Origin of the sequence: Hymenobacter sp. UYP22 (assembly GCF_040547285.1) — a bacterium.
In the GTDB taxonomy this organism is placed as follows: Bacteria; Bacteroidota; Bacteroidia; order Cytophagales; family Hymenobacteraceae; genus Hymenobacter.
This window is the reverse complement of record NZ_JBEPPK010000001.1, coordinates 518790-540886: the sequence shown is the minus strand read 5'-3', so window position 1 is coordinate 540886 and position 22097 is coordinate 518790. Positions and strand designations below refer to the sequence as shown.

Below are 22097 nucleotides of genomic sequence, written 5' to 3'. Positions count from 1 at the left end.
CTCCGGGTTTTGCGTTATTGAGAAGCCGCCTGTTCGGGAAACCGGGCAGGCGGCTTTATTTTGAACTGTAATACGGACCTCTCTTTCCAAATCAAGAGAGAAAAGTCTGGGTGCTCAACTCACTATTTCCCTACTCTCCCGCTCGTGCGCATCTGCTTTATCCTCAATCCTACTTCCGGCACCAACCGCACCCAGGATGTGCCGGCGCTGCTCACGCGCTACGCCACGGCCGCCGGGGCCAATTTCGAAATTCAGCTGACCCAGCGCGCCGGCCATGCTACGGAGCTGGCCCGGCAGGCGGCGGCCGAGGGCTGCCGGGTGGTAGTGGCCGTGGGCGGTGATGGTACCGTGAACGAAGTGGCCCGGGGCCTGCTGGGCACGGCGGCAGCTCTGGGCATTGTACCCCGGGGCTCGGGCAACGGGCTGGCCCGCCACCTGCACATTCCGCTGGATTTGCCGGGGGCCGTGCGCCGGGCTTGTCAGCCCACCTTTCAGCGGATCGATGCGGGCCAGATTAACGGGCGCTGGTTTTTCTGTACGGCCGGGCTGGGGTTTGACGCGCACGTGAGCAAGCTGTTTGCCCAGGCGGGTACGCGCGGGCTCAGCACCTACGTGAAGGTGGCTCTGCGCGAATACCGCCGCTACCGCCCCACGCCCGTGCAGATGGAGCTGGAAAACCAAGTGCTGCTGGATACGCACTGCTACGTGCTGGCCTTCGCCAACGCCGCCCAGTACGGCAATAACGCCTACATTGCCCCCCGCGCCGATATTCAGGATGGCCTGCTGGATGTGTGCCTGATTGATGCGCTGCCCATGCTACGGGCTGTGCGGGTAGGAGTAGGGCTGGCTCTGGGCACGCTGCCCACCTCGGGCGGAGCCGCCTACCACACCAGCCGCCGTATCCGGGTGCGCGCCGCCCAGCCCCTCGGCTTTCACGTTGATGGCGACTACGTGGCCGACGCTACCGAGTTTGAAGTAGAACTTGAGCCCCTGGCCCTGGAGGTGGCCGTTTGACAAAAGTGAAATGGTGAAGACCGAGGGTGTGAAAAAGGAAGTCGTAAAAACGACCCTGTAATGGCAGTTAGGCAACAATTCCACAATTTCACCTTTCACAACTTCACAACTTGCGCCCCATGAAAGTCGATAAGAACCGCCGGGAAGGCGTGGTGTACTCCACCAACCCCGATTTTGAATACCAGGAAACCGGCGACGAAACCGCTGCCACCCTGCCACCCCAGCAGCAAAACCTGCGCGTGCAGCTGGATAAAAAGTCGCGCGGGGGCAAACAGGTGACGCTTGTTACCGGCTTTGTGGGGCAGGATGCCGACCTGCAAACCTTAGGCAAACTGCTCAAAACTAAGTGCGCCGTGGGCGGCAATGCCAAGGATGGCGAAATCATCATCCAAGGCGACTTCCGCGACAAGGTGCTGGCCGTGCTGCTGGAAAAAGGCTATAAAGCTAAGAAGGCCGGTGGCTAAGCGTATCTCTGTCTTAGCTGGGCTGCTCGCGGGCAGCGCTTTGCTGGCCCCAGCGGTGCAGGCCCAGGATATCTACGAGTACCTGCCCGACAGCGTGGGCAAGCGGCTGGTGCGCCAGGCTCACGTGCGCCGCCTGACCTGGCTGCTGGAAGATACGCGCTACTACCACGAGCCCCGGCTGTACAAGGAAATGGCCTTCGACAGCAAGGGCCGCATGAGTGCCTACCGCTACGCTCACGACAAAACCATTTACGGTTTCCGCTACGATGAAAGCGGGCAGCGGCACTTGGTGTACACCCAACAGCCCGGCCCCACTACCGACCTCACCACCCTGGACCCCGACCAGGACCAGTCGCGCACCCGCACCGAGTACGACGCGCTGGGCAACCCCGTGCTGGAGCTACACGAGCGGGCCGGACAAGTGGATACCCTGCGCCAGCGCCGCACGGTGGAGGTAGCCGATACCACCTGGGAGCATGAAATGGAAAGCCCCCACAATCTGCACGTGACTCGCACCTTTCTGCAGGACAACGGCCGCACGTTGCGCTATGACTTTCTCAAGTACCGCCACCCCAAGTACAACCCCGAAGGCCCGAACTACCTGGCCGAAGTAAAATCCTACTACAACCGCTACGACGCCCAGAAACGCGAAATTGAAAGCGGCAGCGTTGATTTTGAGCAGGGCATGGAGGAATGGCTGGAGCAGCGCATGGCCCAGGAACTACCGCTGCCGGGCGGTTATCAGCAGTTTTTGTACGGGGGCGGCTTGCTTCAATTGGTGCTCAAAGGCCGCATTCCGGGACAGTTTCGGCCCAGCAAGAGCACCCGCTACAACAAGCTAGGCCAGGTAGCCGAAACCTGGAGTACCTACCAAGGCGGCCTGCGGCGCTACCGCTACAACGCGGCCGGACAGCTGCTGGAAATCCTGCTGTATCGGCAGAGAGAAATATATGAGCCAGCCGGCGACCTGTCGGGCCGCGTGGTGCTGACCTGGGGTGCCGTGGGCCTGCCCGTGCGGGTTGAGCAGCAGGATGCCGACGGTAAACCCGTTCAGATCAGCACGTACTCCTATGAGTTGTTCCCGGCTGCGGCCAGTGCCCCCGCGGAGGCACGCAAACGTAAAAAGGGTAGAGTTTCTGGTGGCTTGTTGCGTTGCCCGCCGCTGGGCCGCGGCGTAATTGGTCAACAGGGCGGCGGAAGTGGCTAACGGCCGCCTAGCCGTTCTGGCCAGAAGCGGGCAACTTGCCTGCTCAAACCCGTGTACCGGGCTGCGCGTGTAGTCCGTCTTACCCCGTTCACTTTTCCCACCTACTCCGTATGAATTTATTTGGTATCCCGGCGCGTTACGCTGGGTGGCGCGCGGCGCTCCTGCTGCTGTGCTTTAGCGTGCTGGCGCAGGTTGGCCGCGCCGAGGAAGTGAAGTCGCCCAACGGGCAACTCACCCTCAATTTTGATGTGCAGGGTGGCATACCTACTTACTCGCTTACCTACAAGGGCCGGCCGGTTATCAAACCCAGCAAGCTGGGTTTGGAACTGAAAAATACCACCAGTCTGCAAACCGGCTTCACCCAAACCGACAAGCAAACCCGTTCCTTCGACGAAACCTGGACGCCAGTGTGGGGCGAATCGAAAACCATTCGTAACCACTACAATGAGCTGGCCGTGACGCTTACCCAGGCCGCTACCCAGCGCACCCTGCGCGTGCGGTTCCGGGTGTTTGATGACGGCCTGGGCTTCCGCTACGAGTTCCCGCGCCAGTCCAAGCTGGATTACTTCACCATTAAGGAAGAACGCACCCAATTTGCCCTGGCCGGCGACCATAAAGCCTTCTGGCTGCCCGGCGACTACGACACCCAGGAGTACAGCACCGTCACGTCCAAGCTCTCGGAAGTGCGCGGGCTGATGAAGGCCGCCACCACACCCAACGCTTCCCAAACGCCCTTTTCGGCCACCGGCGTGCAAACGCCCTTGATGCTCAAAAGCCAGGACGGCCTGTACATCAATATCCATGAAGCCGCCCTCATCGACTACAGCTGCATGCACCTGGAGCTGGACGATAAGAACATGGTGCTGGAAAGCCACCTGACGCCCGATGCCGTGGGCGACAAAGGTCTGATTCAGACGCCTGCCAACTCGCCCTGGCGCACGGTGATTGTGAGCGACAAAGCCGGCGACATTCTGCTCTCCAAGCTGGTGCTGAATCTCAACGAGCCCACCAAGTTCAAGGATGTATCCTGGATTAAGCCGGTGAAGTACGTGGGCGTGTGGTGGGAAATGATTACGGGCAAAAGCACGTGGTCATATACCAACCAGGACAACATCAAGCTCGACTCCATCGACTACAAAACGGTGAAACCCAACGGCACCCACGGCGCCAACACGGCCCACGTGAAGGAGTACATCGACTTTGCGGCCAAGCACGGCTTTGATGCGGTGCTGGTGGAAGGCTGGAACACCGGCTGGGAAGACTGGTTTGGCAAGCACAAGGACTACGTGTTCGACTTCGTAACGCCCTACCCGGATTTCGACGTGGCTGAGTTGAACCGCTACTCTGCTTCCAAGGGCGTGAAAATCATCATGCACCACGAAACCTCGGGCTCGGTGCGCAACTACGAGCGGCACCTGGACTCTGCTTTTCAGTTCATGAACAAGTACGGTTACAACGCCGTGAAAACCGGCTACGTAGGCGACATCGTGCCCCTGGGCCACCACCACTACGACCAGTGGGTGAACAACCACTACCAGTTTGTGCTGGAAAAGGCGGCTGAGCACAAGATTATGGTGAACGGCCACGAAGCCGTGCGTCCCACTGGCCTGGCCCGCACCTTCCCCAACCTTATCGGCAACGAGGCCGCCCGCGGCACCGAGTACGAGTCGTTCGGGGGCAACAACGCCGACCACACCACCATTCTGCCCTTCACCCGCCTCATCGGCGGCCCCATGGACTACACGCCCGGCATCTTCCAGACCAAGGTGAGTGCCTACAATCCGCAGAATAACTCCTTCGTGCACAGTACCCTGGCCCGGCAGTTGGCCCTGTACGTAACCATGTACAGCCCCCTGCAAATGGCCGCCGACCTGCCCGAAACCTACAACAAGCACCTCGACGCCTTCCAGTTCATCAAGGACGTGGCCGTAGATTGGGATGATACCAAAGTGCTGGAAGCCGAACCCGGCGACTACATCACCTTCGCCCGCAAGGCCAAAGGCAAGAGCAGCTGGTTCGTGGGCAGCACCTGCGACGAAAACGGCCGCACCTCCAACATCGACCTCAGCTTCCTGGAACCCGGCAAAAAGTACACGGCCACCATCTACGCCGACGCTAAAAACGCCCACTACGAGAAGAACCCTCAGGCCTACCAGATCCGCAAGCAGGCAGTAACCAGCAAAACCAAGCTGAGCCAGCTCTGCGCCCCCGGCGGCGGTTACGCCATCAGCATAGTAGAAACCGGCAAATAATCCCCAGATTCCGCAACTGTACATAACGGGCCGACGGCTGCCAAAATCGGGCAGGCGTCGGCCCGTTTGGCTTACGCAAGGAGGGTAACCGGGCCGGTGAGCTGGGGTTGGGGTAGGTGGACAGTAAAGATGATGGCCTGGTTGTTTCCTGTCCACGCGGCCTAGCATCCCGGCCACTGCTTTGCCGTATGCTACGGCATGCCTACGCCTACCTCCCTGGTGCCGGGCGGCCGCCCTCGTTTGCCCGCCCGGGCCGAGCTGCTCTTGGCCCTGCTGCCCACCGTCATGATTCTGCTCATGCTCTGGCTGCTGGAAACCCTTAGCAACCAGCGCCTGCTGTTCGCTTCCCTGGCTTCCAGCGCCTTTCTCATCTACCTCGACCCCGGGCACCGGGCCAACAGTACGCGCACCTTGCTTATTAGTCAACTGGGTGCGGCAGTGCTGGGTTACGGCTGTCATGCGCTGCTGGGGCCCAGCTATACTGGGGCAGCCCTGGCCCTGGTAGCCGTTATTCTGGTGATGATAACCCTGGACGCCATGCACCCGCCCGCCGTGGCTACGGCGCTTAATTTTGCGTTCCGGGCGGGTAGCGGGGAGGGTAACTTGTTGCTGTTCGGCTTGGCCGTGGGGCTGGTGGTGGTGCTGCTCTTGGTGCAGCAGGGCTCGGTGCTTCGGCTGCGCCGGCTTTCGGTTTCTTCCACATCCTCCTCTGCACATTAGCCCATGCCTACCACCGAAACTTCCTTTCACGCTCTGGCCGAAAACGGCGTCATCGAAGCGGTACAATGGCTGAAGCTGGGCGTAGAAACCATTGGGGCCTGCATTATTGCGCTGGGCATTCTGGGCGCGGGCTGGCTATTTCTGCAAGCGTTGCTACGCCGCCAAACCGCCGACTTCACCGCCATTCGCCTGACGCTGGCCCGCTACCTGGCCCTGGCCCTGGAATTCCAGCTCGGGGCCGATATCCTGTCGACGGCCATAGCGCCCAGCTGGGAGCAGATTGGCAAGCTAGGAGCCATTGCCGTGATTCGTACGGCCCTGAACTTCTTCCTGTCCCGGGAAATGAAGGAGGAGAAGCACGATACCTCGGAGCAACATGTAACGGCCCGGGCCGCCGGCCACCCGGCCCCGGTAGAGCAGGCGTAGCCAGTGGCCAGGGCGTTATGAGGGAGGCGTGCTACCCAGAAACCGCAGCGCCCGCTCCACATCCTCCGGGGTGTCGATGCCGATGGTTTCCAGCTCAGTTTCGGCCGTTTGGATGCGGTAGCCGGCTTCCAGCCACCGCAGCTGCTCCAGGCTCTCGGCCAGTTCTAGCGGCGAGGGGGGGAGCTGGGTGATTTCGTGGAGCACGTCGGGGCGGTAGGCGTAGAGGCCGATGTGGCGCAGGTAGCGGTGGTGCTGCAGCCATTCGGACTCGGGGTGCTGGCGCTGGTAGGGCAGGGGGTGGCGGCTGAAGTAGAGCGCCTCGGCCCGGGCGTTCAGCACCACCTTGGGCAGGTGGGGGCTGAACAGCTCTTCCTCGCTCACCACTGGCTTCACCAGCGTAGCCAGCTGAGGCGGCTCGGGCACGGCGAATAGCTGCACCAGCGCATCAATCTGCGCGGGGTGGATGAACGGCTCGTCGCCCTGGATGTTGATGATGCAATCAGCTTGCACACCCAACTGCTCGTAGGCGTCACGCACCCGGTCAGTGCCGCTGGGGTGGTCGGGGTTGGTCAGCACTGCCTCGCCCCCGAAGCCGCGCACATGCTCCAGAATGCGCTGGTCGTCGGTGGCCACCACCACCCGGCTCAGGCTGGACTGCTGGGCCTGGCGCACCACTCGCTCAATCATCGACTGGCCGCCTAAGTCCACGAGCGGTTTGCCAGGTAGGCGGGTGGAGGCAAAGCGGGCGGGAATAATACCAATGGCAAGCATAGCGGACAGCAAGTGGAGGGAAGGTTGCGGCGCAAAAAACGGGAAAAACCCGTAGACCGTCTCGGCTTTCCACTCGCGCTACTATTCGGTAGCCGGATTTTTTCCGAAAATCACCAGGTACTTACCGCTACCGTCATAGAAAAGCGGTGGCTTCGGCCCGAATCCGTAACTTTCGGACACTTGTATGCAAGCGGAGTATGCTGGACCGATGGAGTTCTGCGCCCGCTTTGCGCCTGCCGACTAGTATGTTCCGATTTCCGTTGCTGACTGCCGCGTTTGTTCTCACTGGTATTTCTGCCTGGGCTGCCCCCGGCCTCATTGCCCCGCCCGATTCCATCGGCGTGGAGTATCGGGGTAATAAGCTGCTCATCAAACACCGCGTAACCCCCGGCGAAACGCTGTACGGCGTGGCCCGGCGCTACAAAGTGCCCGTGGAGGACATCGTGGAAGCCAATTCCGGCCAGAAAGGCGCGCTGGTAACCGGTCAGGTTATCCTGGTGCCCCGTAACCGGGTGGTGCTCACGCAGCCGGCCGCGCCCAAAACTACGGCCGCCGCGCCGGCTGCTACCCGCGCCCTGGCCACCGATGCCCGCGGCAACAAAGTATACAAAGTGGAGCCCGGCGTAACGCTGTTTGCCATTGCCCGCCGCTTCCAGACCACTCCCGCCGAGCTTTCCCGCCTCAACGGCTTCCCCACCAACTACAACGTGCGCGTAGGCGAATCGGTGATTGTAGCTGGCTCCGCCACAGCAGCCACAGCTCCGGCCACGCGGCCCAGCACGCCGGTGGCCGCCACGCGCCCGGCTCCCTCAGCCCGCCCCGAGCGGGATGAGGAGGCCGAACGGGATGCCCGCGAAGCCCGGGAAAAGGAGGCGCGCGAACGGGCCGCCCGGGAGCGGGCCCGCGACTCGGCCAGCTCTCCGGCCATAACACCCGCCACGCCCACGCCCACAACGCCGGCTCCCGAGCGGGAAAAAGCGCCCACCCGCGCCAGCGAAATTGTGCGGCGCGTGTCGGAAAGCGGCTTGGCTACGGCTATCCAGACGGATGCTTCCGACAAGTACCTGGCCCTGCACAAAACGGCTCCGGTGGGTACCATCATGGAAGTAAAAAACATCATGAATGGGCAGTCGGTGTACGTGCGCGTAATCGGCCAGCTGCCCGATACCGGCGAAAACACCAACATTCTGGTGCGCCTCTCCAAGCGGGCCGTGCAGCGCCTCGCCACCCCCGACCAGCGCTTCCGCGTCGAAACCAACTACGTACCGTAACGGTGAGTTAATGAAATGGTGATTTAGTGAGTTTGCCGTTCTGTATGTGCTGTTGGCTCTGGCAGAACGGCAAACTCACTAAATCACCATTTCACTAACTCACCACTTCCCCACATGAACCACGCCCAGGTTCGGGCTTTGCTCGACGAGAAGTACCGGCACTACGACCAGCCCGACTTTATACCTCTTGACCCCATCAGCATTCCGCACCAGTTCACCGAGCGGGCCGATGTGGAAATCAGCGGGCTGTTTGCGGCGTTGCTGGCCTGGGGCCGCCGCCCCACCATCATCAACAAGTGCCGGGAGCTGCTGCAGCGCATGGACAACGCGCCTCATCAGTTTATCTTGCAGCACCACGACGAGGACCTGAAGCGGCTGCTGGGCTTCTGCCACCGCACCTTCTGCGACACCGACCTGCTGTACTTCGTGCACTGGTTGCGCTGGTTCTACACCCGCCACGATACGCTGGAAGATGCCTTCTTGACTGGTAACACGCAGAAAGAACGGCTGGAAAACTTCCACACCCTGTTCTTTAGCCTCGAAGATGCGCCCCAGCGTACCCGTAAGCACGTGGCCACCCCGGCCCGAGGCTCGGCCTGCAAGCGCGTAAACATGTACCTGCGCTGGATGGTGCGCCCCGACGCGCACGGCGTGGACTTCGGCCTCTGGACCCGCCTGTCGCCCGCCGAACTCATCTGCCCCTGCGACGTGCACGTGGAGCGCGTCGCCCGCCGTCTGGGCCTGCTGGAGCGCAGGCAGGTCGACTGGCTGGCCGCCGAAGACCTCACCGCCCACCTCCGCACCTTCGACCCCCACGACCCCGTGAAGTATGATTTTGCCCTGTTCGGATTGGGAGTAGAAGGGGAGATGTAAGATAACTAGCAGGGCTAAAATGAGAAATTATACGGTTCGAGTTGCGAGAGTTAAACGGGTAGTAGCCATTTGCTTGGGCTGTATAACCTTGTTGATTGCCGGACCATTCATAGTAGACTTGCCAAATACAAACTATACGTATGGCATTGTTCTGTTTTGGTCGTTTGCTTGTATGGGTATTGGCTACTTTCTGTTAAAGCAGTTAGCAATGGAACCTTTGCAAGTGAGTTTAAGTGCAGAGGAGCTGATTATCGATTCACCTCGGTCAGGGAGTAAACAGGTTATCAAACTGGATGACATTGCGTCATTTGTGTGCCAGGAATTCAACGGCAGCAAATCGCTGCGGTTGCGGCTCCATTCCGGGAAAAAAGTAACATTAGGCCGCAGTGATACCTTTGCTGCAAATGATGAGTTGCCAACATTGATTGCGGATTTCCAGGAATATATATGCGGCCGGGCCGTAACCAATGAGCATCGTCACAAACCTGCCATTATTCGGGAAATGAGCTTTTTCGAGAAGCCAATTGCTAGTGTATTAGGTTGGATTATTGTTGCAGGTCTGGCTTGGTTCAGTATTGATCTACTGATGCATGGAGTGAAAGATGGAAAATGGGGTTCACTGTTTATGATTTATGGCAATGGTTTGGCTTACCTGGGCTCATGGCTGGCTGCCCGCCGGAACGCCCAAAGTTGATAATTACTATTCTATAGTATTTGTCGACTTCAGCGAATCTTTAGCCCGCATTATACTGTTTATCTTCGCATCCCATTCCGATTTCCAAGACTCCCCGATTTGATTTTACCCCAGAATTTCGAGCAGAAGATTGGCTTCACGCAGCTGCGTGAACTGCTGGACAGTCTGTGCCTGAGCGCGCTGGGCCGACAGTTTGTGGCCAAGATGAGCTTCCTGACCAAGCACGACCAGCTGGAAAAGCTGCTGCTGCAAACCGACGAGTTCCGCCAGCTGCTCAACAGCGGCGCGGAGTTTCCCGGCTCCCACTACCACGACGTAAACCAGCACCTGGTGCGGGCCAACCTGCCCGGCTCCTACCTGGAGGTGGCCGCCTTTTACGCCATCAAGATGAGCCTGCGCACCATCCGGGAGGCGCTGACGTTTTTTACCCGGGCCGAAGAGGATCTGTACCCCACGCTGCGCCTGCTGGGCATCGGCGTGCAGGTAGACCGCAACCTGCTGGCCGCTCTGGACAAAGTGGTGGACGATGAAGGCCTGGTGCGCGACGATGCCTCGCCGCTGCTGCGCCAGATTCGGCAGGAGCTGATTAGCCGCCAGGTGCAGCTGCGCAAGCAGATTGCCGGTATCCTGCGCCACGCCCGCCAGGAAGGCTGGGTGCCCGAGGGCTCTGAGCCTACCATCCGGGGGGGGCGGCTGGTGCTGCCGGTTATTGCCGAGCACAAGCGCCGGGTGAAGGGTCTAATTCACGACGAATCGGCTACGGGCCAGACGGTGTACATCGAGCCGGAAGCCGTTTTCGAGCTGAACAACGACATCAAGGACCTCGACAACGCCTACCACCGCGAGCTGGTGCGCATCCTCACCCAGCTCACGGCCCAGCTGCGCCCCCACATTCCGGATCTGCGCAAGGCCTATCAGTACCTTGGTTTGCTCGATTTTATTCGGGCCAAAGCCCAGTTGGCGCGCCGACTGGAGGCTTCCTTACCGGTGCTGCACCCGCGCCCCATGATGCGCTGGCAGCAGGTGCGCCACCCGCTGCTCTATCTCACCTTCCTCGGCCACGCCAAGGACGACCCTCGCGAAGTGGTGCCCTTGGATATTGAGCTTACGCCTGAGCAGCGTATTCTGCTGATTTCGGGGCCCAACGCGGGCGGTAAGTCGGTGAGCATGAAAACGGTGGGGCTGGTGCAGTACATGCTGCAGTGCGGCCTGCTGATTCCGGCCGGCGAAACCTCCGAGGCCGGCATGTTCGATGATATCTTCCTCGACATCGGCGACGAGCAGAGCCTGGAAAACGACCTGAGTACGTACTCTTCCCACCTGCTCAGCATGAAGCAATTCGTGACGCTGGCCGGTAAGCGCAGCCTAGTGCTGATCGACGAATTTGGTACCGGCACCGAGCCCAGCCTGGGCGGAGCCATTGCCGAAGCGGTATTGGAGCAGCTCAACCGTGCCCGGGCTTTTGGCGTCATTACTACCCACTACACCAACCTCAAGAACTACGCGGAGCGCACACCCGGCATCGTGAACGGGGCCATGCGATACGACCCCGACCAACTACAGCCGCTGTACCGCCTGGAAATTGGCAAGCCTGGGTCCTCGTTTGCCATCGAAATTGCCCGCAAAATTGGCTTGCCCAGGCAGCTGGTGGAGCGCGCTACCCAGCTGGTGGGCAAGGACAAAATCCGCTACGACCGGCTGCTGGAAGGTCTGGAAAAAGAGAAAACTGAGCTGGAACAGCGCACCGCTGAAGCTGCTAAGGCCGAGCGGCGCATGAAGAAAGCCGCCCAGGAATACCAGGACCTCAAGAAGTACCTCGACGATACTACCCTGGAGGTGCTGCGCGACGCCAAAGCCAAAGCGAAGCTCCTGCTCAAGGATGCCAACCAGCAGATTGAGGCCACCATTCAGGAAATCCGGATTGGGCAGGCGGAGAAGGAGCGCACCAAGGAGGCCCGCGGTAAGCTGGAAACCTTTGTGCGCGAAAAGCTGCACATCGAGCCACCCAAGCCCCGCGCCACCCGTGAAATGGCCGACCCCAACACCCTCAAGCCCGGCGACAAGGTGGCGCTGCTGGGGCAGGAGGGCCACGGGGAAATCATGAGCGTGAAGGGCAAAACGGCCGAGGTAAGCTTCGGGGGGCTGAAAACCATCGTGAAAGTTAGCCAACTGGAAAAACTCACGCGCTCCGAAATTCGGGAGCGGGAGAAAACGGCGGCCCGCAAGGCTCCGGCCCAGCACGCCACCCTGGACATTACGGGCCGCATGGCTGGCTTCAACACCACCCTCGACTTGCGCGGGGAGCGGGCCGAAGATGCCCTTAACCGCATCATGGCCTACGTGGATGACGCCGTGATGCTGGGTGTGCCGGAAATCAAAATTCTACATGGCCGCGGCAACGGTATCCTGCGCCAAATTGCCCGCGACTACCTGCACCGCACCCGCGCGGTGGCCAGCGTAGCCGACGAGCACGCCGACCGGGGCGGCGACGGCGTGACCATTGCCGTGCTGAAGTAAATTGTTCACTTACTTGTCATTCCGAGCGTGAGCGAGGAATCTGGAGTAGCCGCCCGATGGTCAACCCCAGATTCCTCGCTTACGCTCGGAATGACAGTTTTTACCAACCTATGCACCCTCGCAACCCCCACAACGCCCGCTACGATTTTCCCCAGCTGCTCAGCCACAGCCCCGAACTGGCCGCCTTCCTGGTGCCCAACCCCACCGGCGACCAAACCATTGACTTCAGTAACCCGGCCGGCGTGAAGGCGTTGAACCGGTCGCTGTTGCGGCAGTTTTACGGGGTGCAGCACTGGGATATTCCGACCGGCTACCTCTGCCCGCCCATCCCGGGCCGCGCCGATTACCTGCACTACGCCGCCGACCTGCTGGCCGAAACCAACGGCGGGGAAGTGCCCAAAGGCAAAGTGGTACACGTGCTGGACGTAGGCGTGGGGGCCAACTGCATCTACCCCATTATTGGCTCCCAGACCTACGGCTGGCGCTTCGCGGGCTCCGAAATAGATACCGTGGCCCTGAAAGCGGCCCGCTCCATGGTAGCCGCCAACCCTGGACTGGCCGGCCGCATCGACCTGCGCCTTCAAACCCACGAGGCCTTCATTTTCGAGGGCATCGTGAAGGCGCGGGAGGAATTTGACTTGGTGGTGTGCAACCCGCCGTTTCACGCCTCGGCGGCAGCGGCGGCGGAAGGCAGTAAGCGCAAAAACCGCAACTTGGGCTACGCCAAAGCGCCCGAGCCGGTGCTCAACTTCGGGGGGCAGAATACCGAGCTGTGGTACGAAGGCGGGGAGGAAAATTTCCTGAAGCGCATGGTAACCCAAAGTGTAGCCCTGGGCCCACAGGTGCTGTGGTTTACCACCTTGGTTTCCAAGAAAGAAACGCTGCCCAGCATCTACCACTTTCTGAAACTGGCCGGCGCCGTGGAACAGCAAACCCTCAGCATGGAGCAGGGCCAGAAAATCAGCCGCCTCGTAGCCTGGACCCTCCAGACGCCCGAGCAGCAGCAGGCTTGGGCTGCGCGGCGGTGGAAATGAAATACCATCGGCTCCTCATCGGGTATGATAACCCCAGCTTTGAAACCTATGATGCTATAACCCAATTGCTGGGCGTAGCGCCGGAGCCCTGGGAAAAGCATTGGTTTAGTGCTGAGGAACCAGACTCTTGGTCTTATCTGGTTATTTCAAATGAGGAAGCTCCTTACTTTGATTTCATCAACGTCTTTCTCGACCTGCTGGAGCCAAAACTTGACGCGCTGTTACAACTGGGTGTCGAGAAGGCAAATATCAGCTTAAGCTTGACTTACCAGTACACCCATCAATGCGCGTTAGGATTTGATGCACAGGAAATGCTGCGGCTGGGACAAAGCGGGTTGGGATTGTCTATCGACTGTCACGAGGACCAATAGCGGCAAGTAAAAAAGGCGGCTCCCGATATCGGGAGCCGCCTTTTCAATGGCTACAAGAGAAGCCGGAATCTACCTTCTCAACAACCTACTCCACCACTATGCGGCTAACCTGCGTGGCTTCGGCGGTTTCGATTTGGACCAGGTACAGGCCGGCGCGTAGCTGCGAGGCATCTACGCTTACATCCTGGCCGGTGAGAGCCGTGGTTTGGTCGAGGACTATGCGGCCGGTGGCGTCGCGCAGGATAACGCGTGCCGTGCGGGCGGCACCTGATTGCACGCGTAGCTGGAACTGGCCGCTGGTGGGGTTGGGATATACCTGCACGCTGCTCTGCTGCACGGTAGCGGTTTTGCTGCTCAGCACCAGGTTACACACCAGCACGCCGTTCTTCTGGTCGGCGATGCGCTGGGCGAATTCCTGGTAGTACTGGTTGGTCACGCGGGCATCGTGCACGATGAGCGTGTTCTCGTCATTCTCGGTGTTGGCCGAGAGGCTCCAATTGTGGGAGCCCACGAATACCTGCGGGTCCGACTGGGCCGCGCCGGCATCAATAATGGCCGTTTTGTGGTGCATCTGACCCGAGACGTTATCGACCATGATGCGGTTGCCGAGTACGCCCTGAATGTTGTCGAAGATGCTCTGGGCAGCCGTGTTGGCGGTAATTTCATCGAGCAGTACTTCCGAGCAGCCGGCCATATTCCGGGCCTGAATCTGGTCACGGATGGCGCGGCCGATGTCGGTCTGGGTGATGAGCATGGTGGCAATGTGCAGGTCGTTGTCGGCGGTTTGCACGGCCTGAATCAGGCGGCCGTTCACGTTATCCGTCGGTGAAAACCACGACTCCACCAGCTTGCCCCCGATGTTGAGGTAGTGGGGCGTGTTGTCGGTTTTGCGCGAGCCGAACAAAGCCGTCGCCTGGGTACCGGAACCCCACATTTCGTTGAATTCAATGGCGTACACCTTGGCCAATGATTGGTCCTGGATGGCGATGGAGTTGTTCTGGTCGGTGCTGAGCTGGGCGGGCGTCCAGTTGGTCGAGCCGGTCCACACCCAGGGCTGGTTAGGGTTGGTGCTGTTGGCGTCAATCACCACAAACTTATTGTGCATGATGTTCTGCTGGGTTTGGCGGCCCAGGCTGGGGATACCAGCGGCCAGGCCGGCAATGCTGGCGTTGGTGTTGTCGTTTTCGTACAGCACCCGAATGGCTACGCCCCGGGCCTTGGCGGCGTTAACGGCCGTGAGAATAGCGGGGCTGTTCCAGTTGTAGATGGCAATATCCAGGGTCTGCTGGGCGCGGCCGATGTAGCGGGCAATGGTATCGGCCACGGCCCCGCCGGGCAGGTAGGTGGCGTTGTTGCCGGGGCTGGCCAGAGCGGTATTCACCGGGCGGGTGAAGTAGGTGCGCATCTTACCAGTCGATTGCGAAGCCGTAATCATGGGAATCACGCGCGACTCCGAGAGGCCGGTGGCGTTGGTGCTGCTGGCCTTTACGTAGTAAATGGTAGCCGGCTGCAAACCCGTAACAGCGAGACTGTGGCTGGTGGTGCTGGTGGTGCTGGTTACGGCCGTGAATGGGCCGGCAGCCGAGGTGGCGTACTCCAGCTTGGTGTCACCCGCGTTCTGGGTGGTGAAGTTTACCGTGAAGCCCGTGGTGCTGATGCCGGTAGGGTAAGGCGTGCTGGCCAGGTTGGGTGTGTTGCCCTGGCGAAAATCGGCGTAGAGGCGGGGCAGCAGCTGGTAGCCGGTGCCTGCGCCTGTGGGGGCCGTGTTGGTGAACTGGCTCATAATACCTACCACATCGAACGTGCCGGTTGGGGAGGGTTTGCCAATCAGGCCATCGGGGCCCGTGGAGGCCGCATTGACGTACAGCACGGTGGCCGCGTTGCCACTGATGCGGTACGTAGTGCTGGAAAACGCCGTAACGGCTGCGCCGGCCGTAGTAGTTACCGTGGTGGCATTAGCCAGTTTCACCAGCTGGCCTTCGTACTGCTCAGCATACGCGGCCGCGGCGTTGGCCGAGGGAAACGTTACCGGCGCGGGCAGCGGCCGGTTGCCCGCCAATACCGTCAGCGAAGCCACCGGATCCAGCTCCAACAGGCCGCGGTAGTCCTTGAGCGTACCCGTTACGATGATAGAGTCGCCGGGGCGCACGTTGGGGGTGAGCGTGGTGGAGTACACGCCAATGCCGGCCGTGCCATCCTGCATATAGCGAATCACGCCCAGCTCGGGGCCGTTGGTAACCACGCCGCGCACCGTTACGGTAGCGCCCGAGGCATTGAAAGCCGGCGCCTGGGCGCGGGCCTGGGCAATGGTAATGGCGGTCTGGGCCTGGGCCGGCAACCACGCGGCCACACCCAGAAGGGAGGCCAGCAAGAGTACTTGTTTCATCAAATGAGAAAAAGATTGGGGGGAAGGTGTGCAACTGAAAAAACGGAGGTAAATATCCTGATTTTCAGCGGTAAGTTTTGTTTCCAATAGATGAAGAGCCGGTGATGCTCCGGCGCGGCGCCGTGGGCAACTTAGCGGCCCACGGGCTTTTTCTTGTTATCGGTGAGCATGAGCACGGCGGGGGAGGAGGAGGTGCCGGCCGCGTTAGTTGAGGATACCCGCACGTAATAGCTGGTGCTGGGTTCCAGGTCGTTGATTTCGAGGGTGTGCTGGCGGGTAGCCGGCTTGAGCTCCGCCACGCTGCCCAGTGCCGGCGTTTTACCGTACTCCACCTTGGTCGTGCCCGGGTTTAGGGTCTGGAAAACTACCGTGAAGCCGTTGCGGTAAATGTTGGTGGGCACGGGCTCCCCCTCAATGGCGGGCAGGCCCCCGGCCACCACAAAATCGGTGGAGAGGCGGGGCAGGATCTGGTAGCCGCCGGTGCCGTTCTGGGTAAACTGGCTGACGATGCCCAGCAGATCAAAGGAGCTGGTGGGGGGCATTTTGTCCAAGAGGCCTTTCTCCCCGGTGGAGGCCACGTGAATACGGATGGGCGTGGCGCGCTGCCCGTTAAGCAGGTAATTGGTGTTGCCCTTGAGCGCGTCAATGGGGGTGCCGCTGGCCGTAGTAACGCTGCTGAGGCCCTTCACCCGCACCAGTCGCCCTTCGTAGGCATCATCAAAGACGGAGCCAAGGTCGGCAGCCGCCACCTCTACGGCCTGCACCGGGCGGCCGGCCGCCAGTTTCGTTACGCTGGCCACGGGGTCCATTTCCAGCAGCCCGTTGTAGTTCTTGAGCGTACCGGTAATCTGCACACTGTCGCCGGGCACCAGGGAGTGCAGGTCGGTATTCGTGGTTGAGAATACGGCCAGGCCGGCCACCTTGTCCTGCACAAAGCGCAGCTGGCCCAACTCGGCTCCGTTGCTAACGGTGCCCCGAATGGTAACCGTGGCGCCGGGGCCCGCCGCCCGGGCCGCCGTGATGGTAGGAGGCGCCGGAGCAGGAGCAGCGGAGGACCCGGCCGCAGGCGCGGCCTTAGGCCGGACCGGCTTACGCTGGGCCTGGGCAGTTAGTGCCGTCGAAAGTAGAAGTGCCGAAAGCAGAACGTGCTTCATGTAAAAAGGGGTGGTTGTGTACGGGCTGAAAGAAAGCAAAGCAGGTGGGGAAGCAGAACGGTAGGGCCACCAACGAGGGCTAAAAATACGGCAACCGATTCCGAATTGGATGTGCTTTTCTCCGGAAATGGGAAAAAATCCAGAAACAAGAAGGCCCGGCTACCGTGGCGGTAACCGGGCCCAGCAAACTACTTACAGAATGTTGACTTCGGGATGCAGCTCAATGCCGAATTTCTCGCGCACCGAGGCAATAATATCGTAGGCCAGCTCCCGGATATCCTGGCCCTGAGCGCCGCCGTGGTTGACCAGTACCAGGGCCTGTTTATCGTGCACGCCGTGGGCCCCGCGGCGCTGGCCTTTCCAGCCGCATTGCTCAATGAGCCAGCCGGCCGGTACCTTCACGCCGCCCGGCACCGGGTAACCGGGGATGCCGGGGTGCTGAGCCTGCAGCTCGTCAAATTTGGCCTGCGAAACCTCGGGGTTTTTGAAGAACGAGCCGGCGTTGCCAATCTGGGTAGGGTCGGGGAGCTTGCTGCGGCGAATGTGCATCACCGCCTCGCTCACCTGCCGCGGCGTGGGTTCCCCGCCAATGCCCATATCCTCCAAGGTAGTCTGGATGGCGCCGTAGCTCACGTTGGGTTGGGCGCGGCGGTGCAGGCGCAGCACCAGGCCCGTTACCACGTACTGGTTTTTGAGTGGCCCCTTAAACACACTTTCGCGGTAGCCGAAACCGCACTCCGTGGCCGAAAACGTACGCACGTGGCCAGTCGCCAGCTCCAGGGCCTCCAGGTGGTCGAAGGTATCCTTGAGCTCAGCGCCGTAGGCCCCGATGTTCTGGAGCGGGGCCGCGCCCACCGTACCCGGAATCAGGGAGAGGTTTTCGATGCCGTTGAGTTGGTTGTCGAGGGTGAACTGCACCATGCCGTGCCACGACTCGCCGGCCCCGGCTCTCACTAGCGCTGAGGCCTCATCCTGGCTTAGCACTTCCAGCCCCCGGATTTCGTTTTTGAGCACTACACCGTCGAAATCCTGGGTGAATAGTAGATTCGACCCTCCACCCAGAATCAGCTTCTCAGCCTGCTGCACTTCGGGCAGGGCCAGTAAAGCCCGCAGCTCATCGATGGAGGCAAAGCGGGCAAACAGTCGGGCTTTCACATCGAGCCCAAAGGTGTTATAAGGACGCAGGGAAACGGAGTGTTCAAGTTGGGAAGCCGGGGCCATAGCGCGGGAAAACGAATGATGCAGGCGCAAAGGTAGCCGTTTGCCGCCGCGTTCAGGTGGTGGCCTGCCATCTTGCTCATCGGCCTCAAAAGCAAGCGGCCGGCTCCCTGGGAAGCCGGCCGCCTGGCAACTGAGCAACTGCCGGATATTACCGCACCCGGTAGCCGCTGAGCGAGTAATACAGCAGGTAGGCGTAGCACAAAGCCGGCAGCAGGAACGCCACCTGCAAACCGCCCGCGTACGTGGACACGGCACCCATCAGGAAGGGAATAACTGCCCCGCCCACAATGGCCATAATCAGGTAGGAGGAGCCCTGCTTGGTAAGCGGCCCTAGGCCTTTGATAGCCAGCGGAAAGATAACCGGCCACATAATGGAGTTGCACAGGCCGCACAGCACCACCAGCCACAGGGCCGCCTCGCCCTCAACCAGCACGGCCGCCACTACGCTGAGCAGGGCCACGGCGCACACCAGCGCCAGCGCCAAGCGGGCGTTGATGCGGCTGAGCAGCGGAATACCCACCACGCGCCCAATCAGGGAGCCAAACCAGTAGGATGATACAAGCACTGCCCCCACGGCCTTGGTGAAGCCCGCCGTAGTATCGATGGGGGCGGGTGCCTGCCCGAACAAGGCTGCGCCCCAGTTGGTAGCCACGCTCAGGCCCCGTACCAGCGCCTGGGTAAAGCCCGACAACTGCTTGATATTCTGAGTTTCCCCGAAACGAATCAGGTAGTCGCCCAGGCCTACTTCTACGCCTACGTACAGGAAAATGGCGGCTATTCCCAGCACCAGGTGCGGGTACTGCAAGGCCGAGCGGCGTGCGGGCTGCGCGGTTTCGGCCGTAGCAGCCTCGTCGTCGGCGAAAGTTTCCAACTCGGGCAGTTTGAGCAGGGCAAACACTCCCGCCAGCACGGCCAGAAAGATAGCCAGGCCGATATACGGGCCTTTGACCAAGGAGGCTTCCTCGCCCAGGCGCTGGGCCACGGGCATGGCCGCCAGCCGGGCCTTCAGCACCTCGGAGCCCCCAAACAGCAGCAAACCGCCCAGTAACGGCGAGAGGGTGCCCCCAAAGTTATTGGCTACGCCTACTAAACTCACCCGGGAAGCTGCCCCACTGGCTGGTCCCAGCACCGATACGTACGGATTGGCCGCCACCTGCAGCAGCGTGATACCGGCCCCCAGAATGGCCAGGCCCAGCAAAAACACCCCAAATACCCGCGAGTTGGCCGCCGGAATAAACACCAGGGCCCCCACCGCCATAATCAACAGCCCAACCACAATACCGCGCTGGTAGCCCAGGCGCTTCAGCAATACCCCCGCCGGCAACGACATCAGAAAATAGGCCCCGAAAAACGCCACCGATACCGTGGACGACTGAAAGTCGGTGAGTTGGCACACGTCCTTCAGGTAGGGCATCAGCACCCCGTTGAAGTTGGTAACGGCCCCGAACAGAAAGAACAGGCTGGTCATGGCCGCCATGGGCAGCGCGTAGCTGCGGGTGGCCGTACTGGTAGCTGCGGTGGGCGAAGAAGTGGTGGGAATAGCCATGTAAGGCGCAGTTGAGAGAAATAAAAAGCCGGCCCGATAGGCCGGCTTAGCAATGCTACGGAGTTTTTTAGAAATAATACGGCCCTACAATGCATCTATAGCGAGGGGGTAACCGCACGGATTCAACAGTTTTGCGCAAACCATCAATGCGGCGGCGCCGGCTCCGGGCGCTGCACAAAGTAAAACAGGTCTCTCTCCAACTCATATGCTGTCTGCTGCATCTGGCGCCGGGCTCGTGTGTACGGAATACCAATAAACACTATTCCGTTCATCAAAAGCATACATAAGCTGGCTAGCAGAGTAGCAAATGTCAATTCGCTGCCCAACAATGCCATGAACACGAGCATCAGCAGACTGGAGCCTACACAGACTGCCACGGAAAAAGCCAGATAAGTAGAAATGCCATTCAACTCACCGGTTAAGCGCACCCCTGCTTTTACGGGAGAAACCGTAGCTTCCATAGTAGCCAACGCCCGATTGCCGGGTGCGCGTGGCTTCAGCCGAACAAAATCTGCCTCAACTACGCCAGTGTAAGGCGCAACCGTAGGGGAGAAGATGCGGCCTAGCCAACTAGCCGGGTTGATGTGCGGGGGAGCAACGTGGGACTTCAGGCGTTGAATGAACAAGTCTTTGTCAACCGGTAACTCCAGTACAATTGGTGTAATCAGCCGCACTCGGCGTAGGAGTTCTTTCATAGAGGAGGGCCACCAGAATCTGTCTTACTTGGCTGCAGTCTGTTGGCAAAGATACACGTCGGAGCCGCCGCCGCACCGTACCTTTGCGCGTCTTTTCGCGCTTACCAGCCCAACTTATGCCCCAGCCAAACCGCCGCTCCGCCCCGTTTTACATGACTGCCACCACCCAGTTCGGGCTGGAAGAGGTGTTGGCCGGGGAGCTGCGCCAGCTCGGGGCCAAGATTGAAAAAGTGGGCCAGCGGGCTATTGAGTTCGTGGGTGATACGCAGCTGCTCTACGAAGCCTGCCTCTGGTGCCGCACGGCCATGCGCATCCTGCGGCCCTTCGCCGGCTTCTACGCCCAGGATGAAAAAGCCCTCTACCGCGAAGTTGGCCGCATCGACTGGAGCAAGTATATCCGCCAGGACCAGACGTTTGCCATTACGGCCGTGGTCAACAAGTCCACCTTCGACCACTCCTTGTTCGTGGCCCAGCTCACCAAGGATGCTATTGTGGACCAGTTTCGCAACCGCACCGGCTCACGCCCCAGCGTGGACGTGAAAAACCCGGACATCCGGCTGCACCTGCACATGATTGAGAACGACGTGGTGCTCAGCCTCGACGCCTCCGGCGAATCGCTGCACAAGCGCGGCTACCGCCAGCAAACCAACGTGGCCCCGCTCAACGAGGCCCTGGCCGCCGGCCTGCTGCTGCTCGCGGGTTGGGACGGCAAGAAGACGCTCATCGACCCTATGTGCGGCTCGGGCACGCTGCTCACTGAGGCCGCCCTCATTGCCCAGCGCATTGCCCCCGGCCTTTACCACCAAGGTAAATTCGGGTTCGAGAACTGGGCTGATTTCGACGCCGCCCTCTGGGAATCGGTGCAGCTGGATGCCCGCCAGGCCCGCATCGAGGAGCCCCAGGCCTACCTGGCCGGCTCCGATTTATCGCGCGAGTTCATTGAGCTGGCCCGCGAAAACGTGGCCGCCGCCGACCTGGAGGACTACATCCGCTTCGGGGTGCGCGACGTGAAGGAGGCCAAGGCCCCGGCCCGCGAGGAGCCCGGCATCGTCATCATGAACCCGCCCTACGGCGAGCGAATCGGGGAGGAAGCCGAAATGGATGCCCTCTACAAAACCATCGGCGACACACTTAAATCCGGTTTCCAGGGCTACGACGCCTACATTTTCACCGGCAACCTGGAGGCCGCCAAGCGCATCGGCCTGAAAGCCAGCCGCCGCATCCCGCTCTACAACGGCCCCATTGATTGCCGCCTGCTGAAATACGAGCTGTACCAGGGCACCCGGAAAGTGAGCAAGCCGGAGTAGTAGGTATGGTAGCTGCTGGACGACGGTGTGCCGGTCCGGCGGCTGAAAGCCGTCGGGCCGGTTGTCGTTCGGGCCGTTAGCATAACACGTCCCAACGTCAGCTACCTTCAACCGGCCCAACTGCTTTCAGCCGCCGGACCGGCAGATCCGCCATCTGTTCTTTATTATCTCAGC

At 60.7% G+C, this 22097-nt stretch carries 19 protein-coding genes; 13 read left to right on the top strand and 6 right to left on the bottom strand.

Annotated elements, in window-relative coordinates:
- The first annotated feature begins 144 nt into the window (after nucleotides 1-144).
- The 6 genes from ABIB60_RS02380 to ABIB60_RS02355 all read left to right on the top strand — a co-directional run bounded on the left by ABIB60_RS02380 (nucleotide 145) and on the right by ABIB60_RS02355 (nucleotide 6083).
- Nucleotides 145-1014, top strand: a complete 870-nt coding sequence (locus ABIB60_RS02380; protein WP_354577454.1) for a diacylglycerol/lipid kinase family protein — start codon at nucleotides 145-147, stop codon at nucleotides 1012-1014.
- Nucleotides 1015-1133: 119 nt separating this feature from the next.
- Entirely contained in the window at nucleotides 1134-1478 is a 345-nt protein-coding gene (locus ABIB60_RS02375) for a translation initiation factor (RefSeq protein WP_354577453.1), read from the top strand.
- On the top strand, nucleotides 1471-2685 hold the full coding sequence (locus tag ABIB60_RS02370; RefSeq protein ID WP_354577451.1) for an RHS repeat domain-containing protein: 1215 nt from the start codon (nucleotides 1471-1473) through the stop codon (nucleotides 2683-2685). Before ABIB60_RS02375 ends, ABIB60_RS02370 begins: the two co-directional genes overlap by 8 nt.
- Nucleotides 2686-2795: 110 nt before the next feature.
- Entirely contained in the window at nucleotides 2796-4937 is a 2142-nt protein-coding gene (locus ABIB60_RS02365; protein ID WP_354577449.1) for a glycoside hydrolase family 97 protein, read from the top strand.
- A 198-nt stretch (nucleotides 4938-5135) separates the two neighbouring features.
- Complete coding sequence (locus ABIB60_RS02360; protein WP_354577448.1) at nucleotides 5136-5657, top strand: HPP family protein; 522 nt, start codon at nucleotides 5136-5138, stop codon at nucleotides 5655-5657.
- 3 nt (nucleotides 5658-5660) lie between these two features.
- Nucleotides 5661-6083, top strand: a complete 423-nt coding sequence (locus ABIB60_RS02355) for a DUF1622 domain-containing protein (RefSeq protein ID WP_354577447.1) — start codon at nucleotides 5661-5663, stop codon at nucleotides 6081-6083.
- A 15-nt stretch (nucleotides 6084-6098) separates the two neighbouring features.
- Here the strand turns inward: ABIB60_RS02355 and kdsB are convergent, their stop codons facing one another.
- Nucleotides 6099-6854 carry a 3-deoxy-manno-octulosonate cytidylyltransferase gene (gene kdsB / locus ABIB60_RS02350; protein WP_354577446.1) on the bottom strand — a complete coding sequence of 252 codons (756 nt, stop codon included), beginning with the start codon at nucleotides 6852-6854 and terminating at the stop codon, nucleotides 6099-6101.
- Nucleotides 6855-7099: 245 nt separating this feature from the next.
- On the opposite strand from kdsB, the gene ABIB60_RS02345 reads away from it, so the two are divergent.
- The 6 genes from ABIB60_RS02345 (at nucleotide 7100) to ABIB60_RS02320 (ending at nucleotide 13614) form a co-directional block, all read left to right on the top strand.
- Complete coding sequence (locus ABIB60_RS02345) at nucleotides 7100-8125, top strand: LysM peptidoglycan-binding domain-containing protein (protein ID WP_354577445.1); 1026 nt, start codon at nucleotides 7100-7102, stop codon at nucleotides 8123-8125.
- Between the two features lie 114 nt (nucleotides 8126-8239).
- The gene (locus ABIB60_RS02340) at nucleotides 8240-8998 is read left to right on the top strand and encodes a TIGR02757 family protein (protein ID WP_354577443.1); all 759 of its coding nucleotides are present in this window, start codon (nucleotides 8240-8242) and stop codon (nucleotides 8996-8998) included.
- A 19-nt stretch (nucleotides 8999-9017) separates the two neighbouring features.
- Nucleotides 9018-9692, top strand: coding sequence for a hypothetical protein (locus ABIB60_RS02335; RefSeq protein ID WP_354577442.1), 675 nt, complete (start codon nucleotides 9018-9020; stop codon nucleotides 9690-9692).
- 99 nt (nucleotides 9693-9791) lie between these two features.
- Nucleotides 9792-12209: an endonuclease MutS2 gene (locus ABIB60_RS02330; RefSeq protein ID WP_354577440.1), complete on the top strand. Its 2418-nt coding sequence runs from the start codon at nucleotides 9792-9794 to the stop codon at nucleotides 12207-12209.
- A 110-nt stretch (nucleotides 12210-12319) separates the two neighbouring features.
- On the top strand, nucleotides 12320-13243 hold the full coding sequence (gene rlmF, locus ABIB60_RS02325) for a 23S rRNA (adenine(1618)-N(6))-methyltransferase RlmF (RefSeq protein WP_354577439.1): 924 nt from the start codon (nucleotides 12320-12322) through the stop codon (nucleotides 13241-13243).
- Nucleotides 13240-13614: a DUF4279 domain-containing protein gene (locus tag ABIB60_RS02320; RefSeq protein ID WP_354577437.1), complete on the top strand. Its 375-nt coding sequence runs from the start codon at nucleotides 13240-13242 to the stop codon at nucleotides 13612-13614. Before rlmF ends, ABIB60_RS02320 begins: the two co-directional genes overlap by 4 nt.
- Before the next feature lie 85 nt (nucleotides 13615-13699).
- Here ABIB60_RS02320 and ABIB60_RS02315 read toward each other — a convergent pair whose 3' ends face one another.
- The 5 genes from ABIB60_RS02315 to ABIB60_RS02295 form a co-directional block, all read right to left on the bottom strand.
- Nucleotides 13700-16000, bottom strand: a complete 2301-nt coding sequence (locus ABIB60_RS02315) for a phospholipase D-like domain-containing protein (RefSeq protein WP_354577436.1) — start codon at nucleotides 15998-16000, stop codon at nucleotides 13700-13702.
- A 131-nt stretch (nucleotides 16001-16131) separates the two neighbouring features.
- Nucleotides 16132-17154 carry a hypothetical protein gene (locus ABIB60_RS02310; protein WP_354577435.1) on the bottom strand — a complete coding sequence of 341 codons (1023 nt, stop codon included), beginning with the start codon at nucleotides 17152-17154 and terminating at the stop codon, nucleotides 16132-16134.
- A gap of 192 nt (nucleotides 17155-17346) precedes the next feature.
- Nucleotides 17347-18375: a UDP-N-acetylmuramate dehydrogenase gene (murB, locus tag ABIB60_RS02305; protein WP_354577434.1), complete on the bottom strand. Its 1029-nt coding sequence runs from the start codon at nucleotides 18373-18375 to the stop codon at nucleotides 17347-17349.
- Between the two features lie 148 nt (nucleotides 18376-18523).
- Nucleotides 18524-19921 (bottom strand): sugar MFS transporter, encoded by a 1398-nt coding sequence (locus tag ABIB60_RS02300; RefSeq protein ID WP_354577433.1) that lies wholly within the window; start codon nucleotides 19919-19921, stop codon nucleotides 18524-18526.
- A gap of 143 nt (nucleotides 19922-20064) precedes the next feature.
- Entirely contained in the window at nucleotides 20065-20616 is a 552-nt protein-coding gene (locus ABIB60_RS02295; RefSeq protein WP_354577432.1) for a hypothetical protein, read from the bottom strand.
- Nucleotides 20617-20732: 116 nt separating this feature from the next.
- On the opposite strand from ABIB60_RS02295, the gene ABIB60_RS02290 reads away from it, so the two are divergent.
- Complete coding sequence (locus tag ABIB60_RS02290; protein WP_354577431.1) at nucleotides 20733-21923, top strand: THUMP domain-containing class I SAM-dependent RNA methyltransferase; 1191 nt, start codon at nucleotides 20733-20735, stop codon at nucleotides 21921-21923.
- The last annotated feature ends 174 nt before the right edge of the window (nucleotides 21924-22097 follow it).

Excerpts from the sequence above, each read along its gene's own strand:
- ABIB60_RS02300 (WP_354577433.1), bottom strand. The coding sequence starts at position 19,921 with ATGGCTATTCCCACCACTTCTTCGCCCACCGCAGCTACCAGTACGGCC.
- rlmF (WP_354577439.1), top strand. The coding sequence starts at position 12,320 with ATGCACCCTCGCAACCCCCACAACGCCCGCTACGATTTTCCCCAGCTG.
- ABIB60_RS02355 (WP_354577447.1), top strand. The coding sequence starts at position 5,661 with ATGCCTACCACCGAAACTTCCTTTCACGCTCTGGCCGAAAACGGCGTC.
- ABIB60_RS02290 (WP_354577431.1), top strand. The coding sequence starts at position 20,733 with ATGCCCCAGCCAAACCGCCGCTCCGCCCCGTTTTACATGACTGCCACC.
- ABIB60_RS02365 (WP_354577449.1), top strand. The coding sequence starts at position 2,796 with ATGAATTTATTTGGTATCCCGGCGCGTTACGCTGGGTGGCGCGCGGCG.
- ABIB60_RS02340 (WP_354577443.1), top strand. The coding sequence starts at position 8,240 with ATGAACCACGCCCAGGTTCGGGCTTTGCTCGACGAGAAGTACCGGCAC.
- ABIB60_RS02320 (WP_354577437.1), top strand. The coding sequence starts at position 13,240 with ATGAAATACCATCGGCTCCTCATCGGGTATGATAACCCCAGCTTTGAA.
- ABIB60_RS02315 (WP_354577436.1), bottom strand. The coding sequence starts at position 16,000 with ATGAAACAAGTACTCTTGCTGGCCTCCCTTCTGGGTGTGGCCGCGTGG.
- ABIB60_RS02335 (WP_354577442.1), top strand. The coding sequence starts at position 9,018 with ATGAGAAATTATACGGTTCGAGTTGCGAGAGTTAAACGGGTAGTAGCC.
- ABIB60_RS02310 (WP_354577435.1), bottom strand. The coding sequence starts at position 17,154 with ATGAAGCACGTTCTGCTTTCGGCACTTCTACTTTCGACGGCACTAACT.
- ABIB60_RS02345 (WP_354577445.1), top strand. The coding sequence starts at position 7,100 with ATGTTCCGATTTCCGTTGCTGACTGCCGCGTTTGTTCTCACTGGTATT.
- ABIB60_RS02375 (WP_354577453.1), top strand. The coding sequence starts at position 1,134 with ATGAAAGTCGATAAGAACCGCCGGGAAGGCGTGGTGTACTCCACCAAC.
- kdsB (WP_354577446.1), bottom strand. The coding sequence starts at position 6,854 with ATGCTTGCCATTGGTATTATTCCCGCCCGCTTTGCCTCCACCCGCCTA.
- ABIB60_RS02295 (WP_354577432.1), bottom strand. The coding sequence starts at position 20,616 with ATGAAAGAACTCCTACGCCGAGTGCGGCTGATTACACCAATTGTACTG.
- ABIB60_RS02360 (WP_354577448.1), top strand. The coding sequence starts at position 5,136 with ATGCCTACGCCTACCTCCCTGGTGCCGGGCGGCCGCCCTCGTTTGCCC.
- murB (WP_354577434.1), bottom strand. The coding sequence starts at position 18,375 with ATGGCCCCGGCTTCCCAACTTGAACACTCCGTTTCCCTGCGTCCTTAT.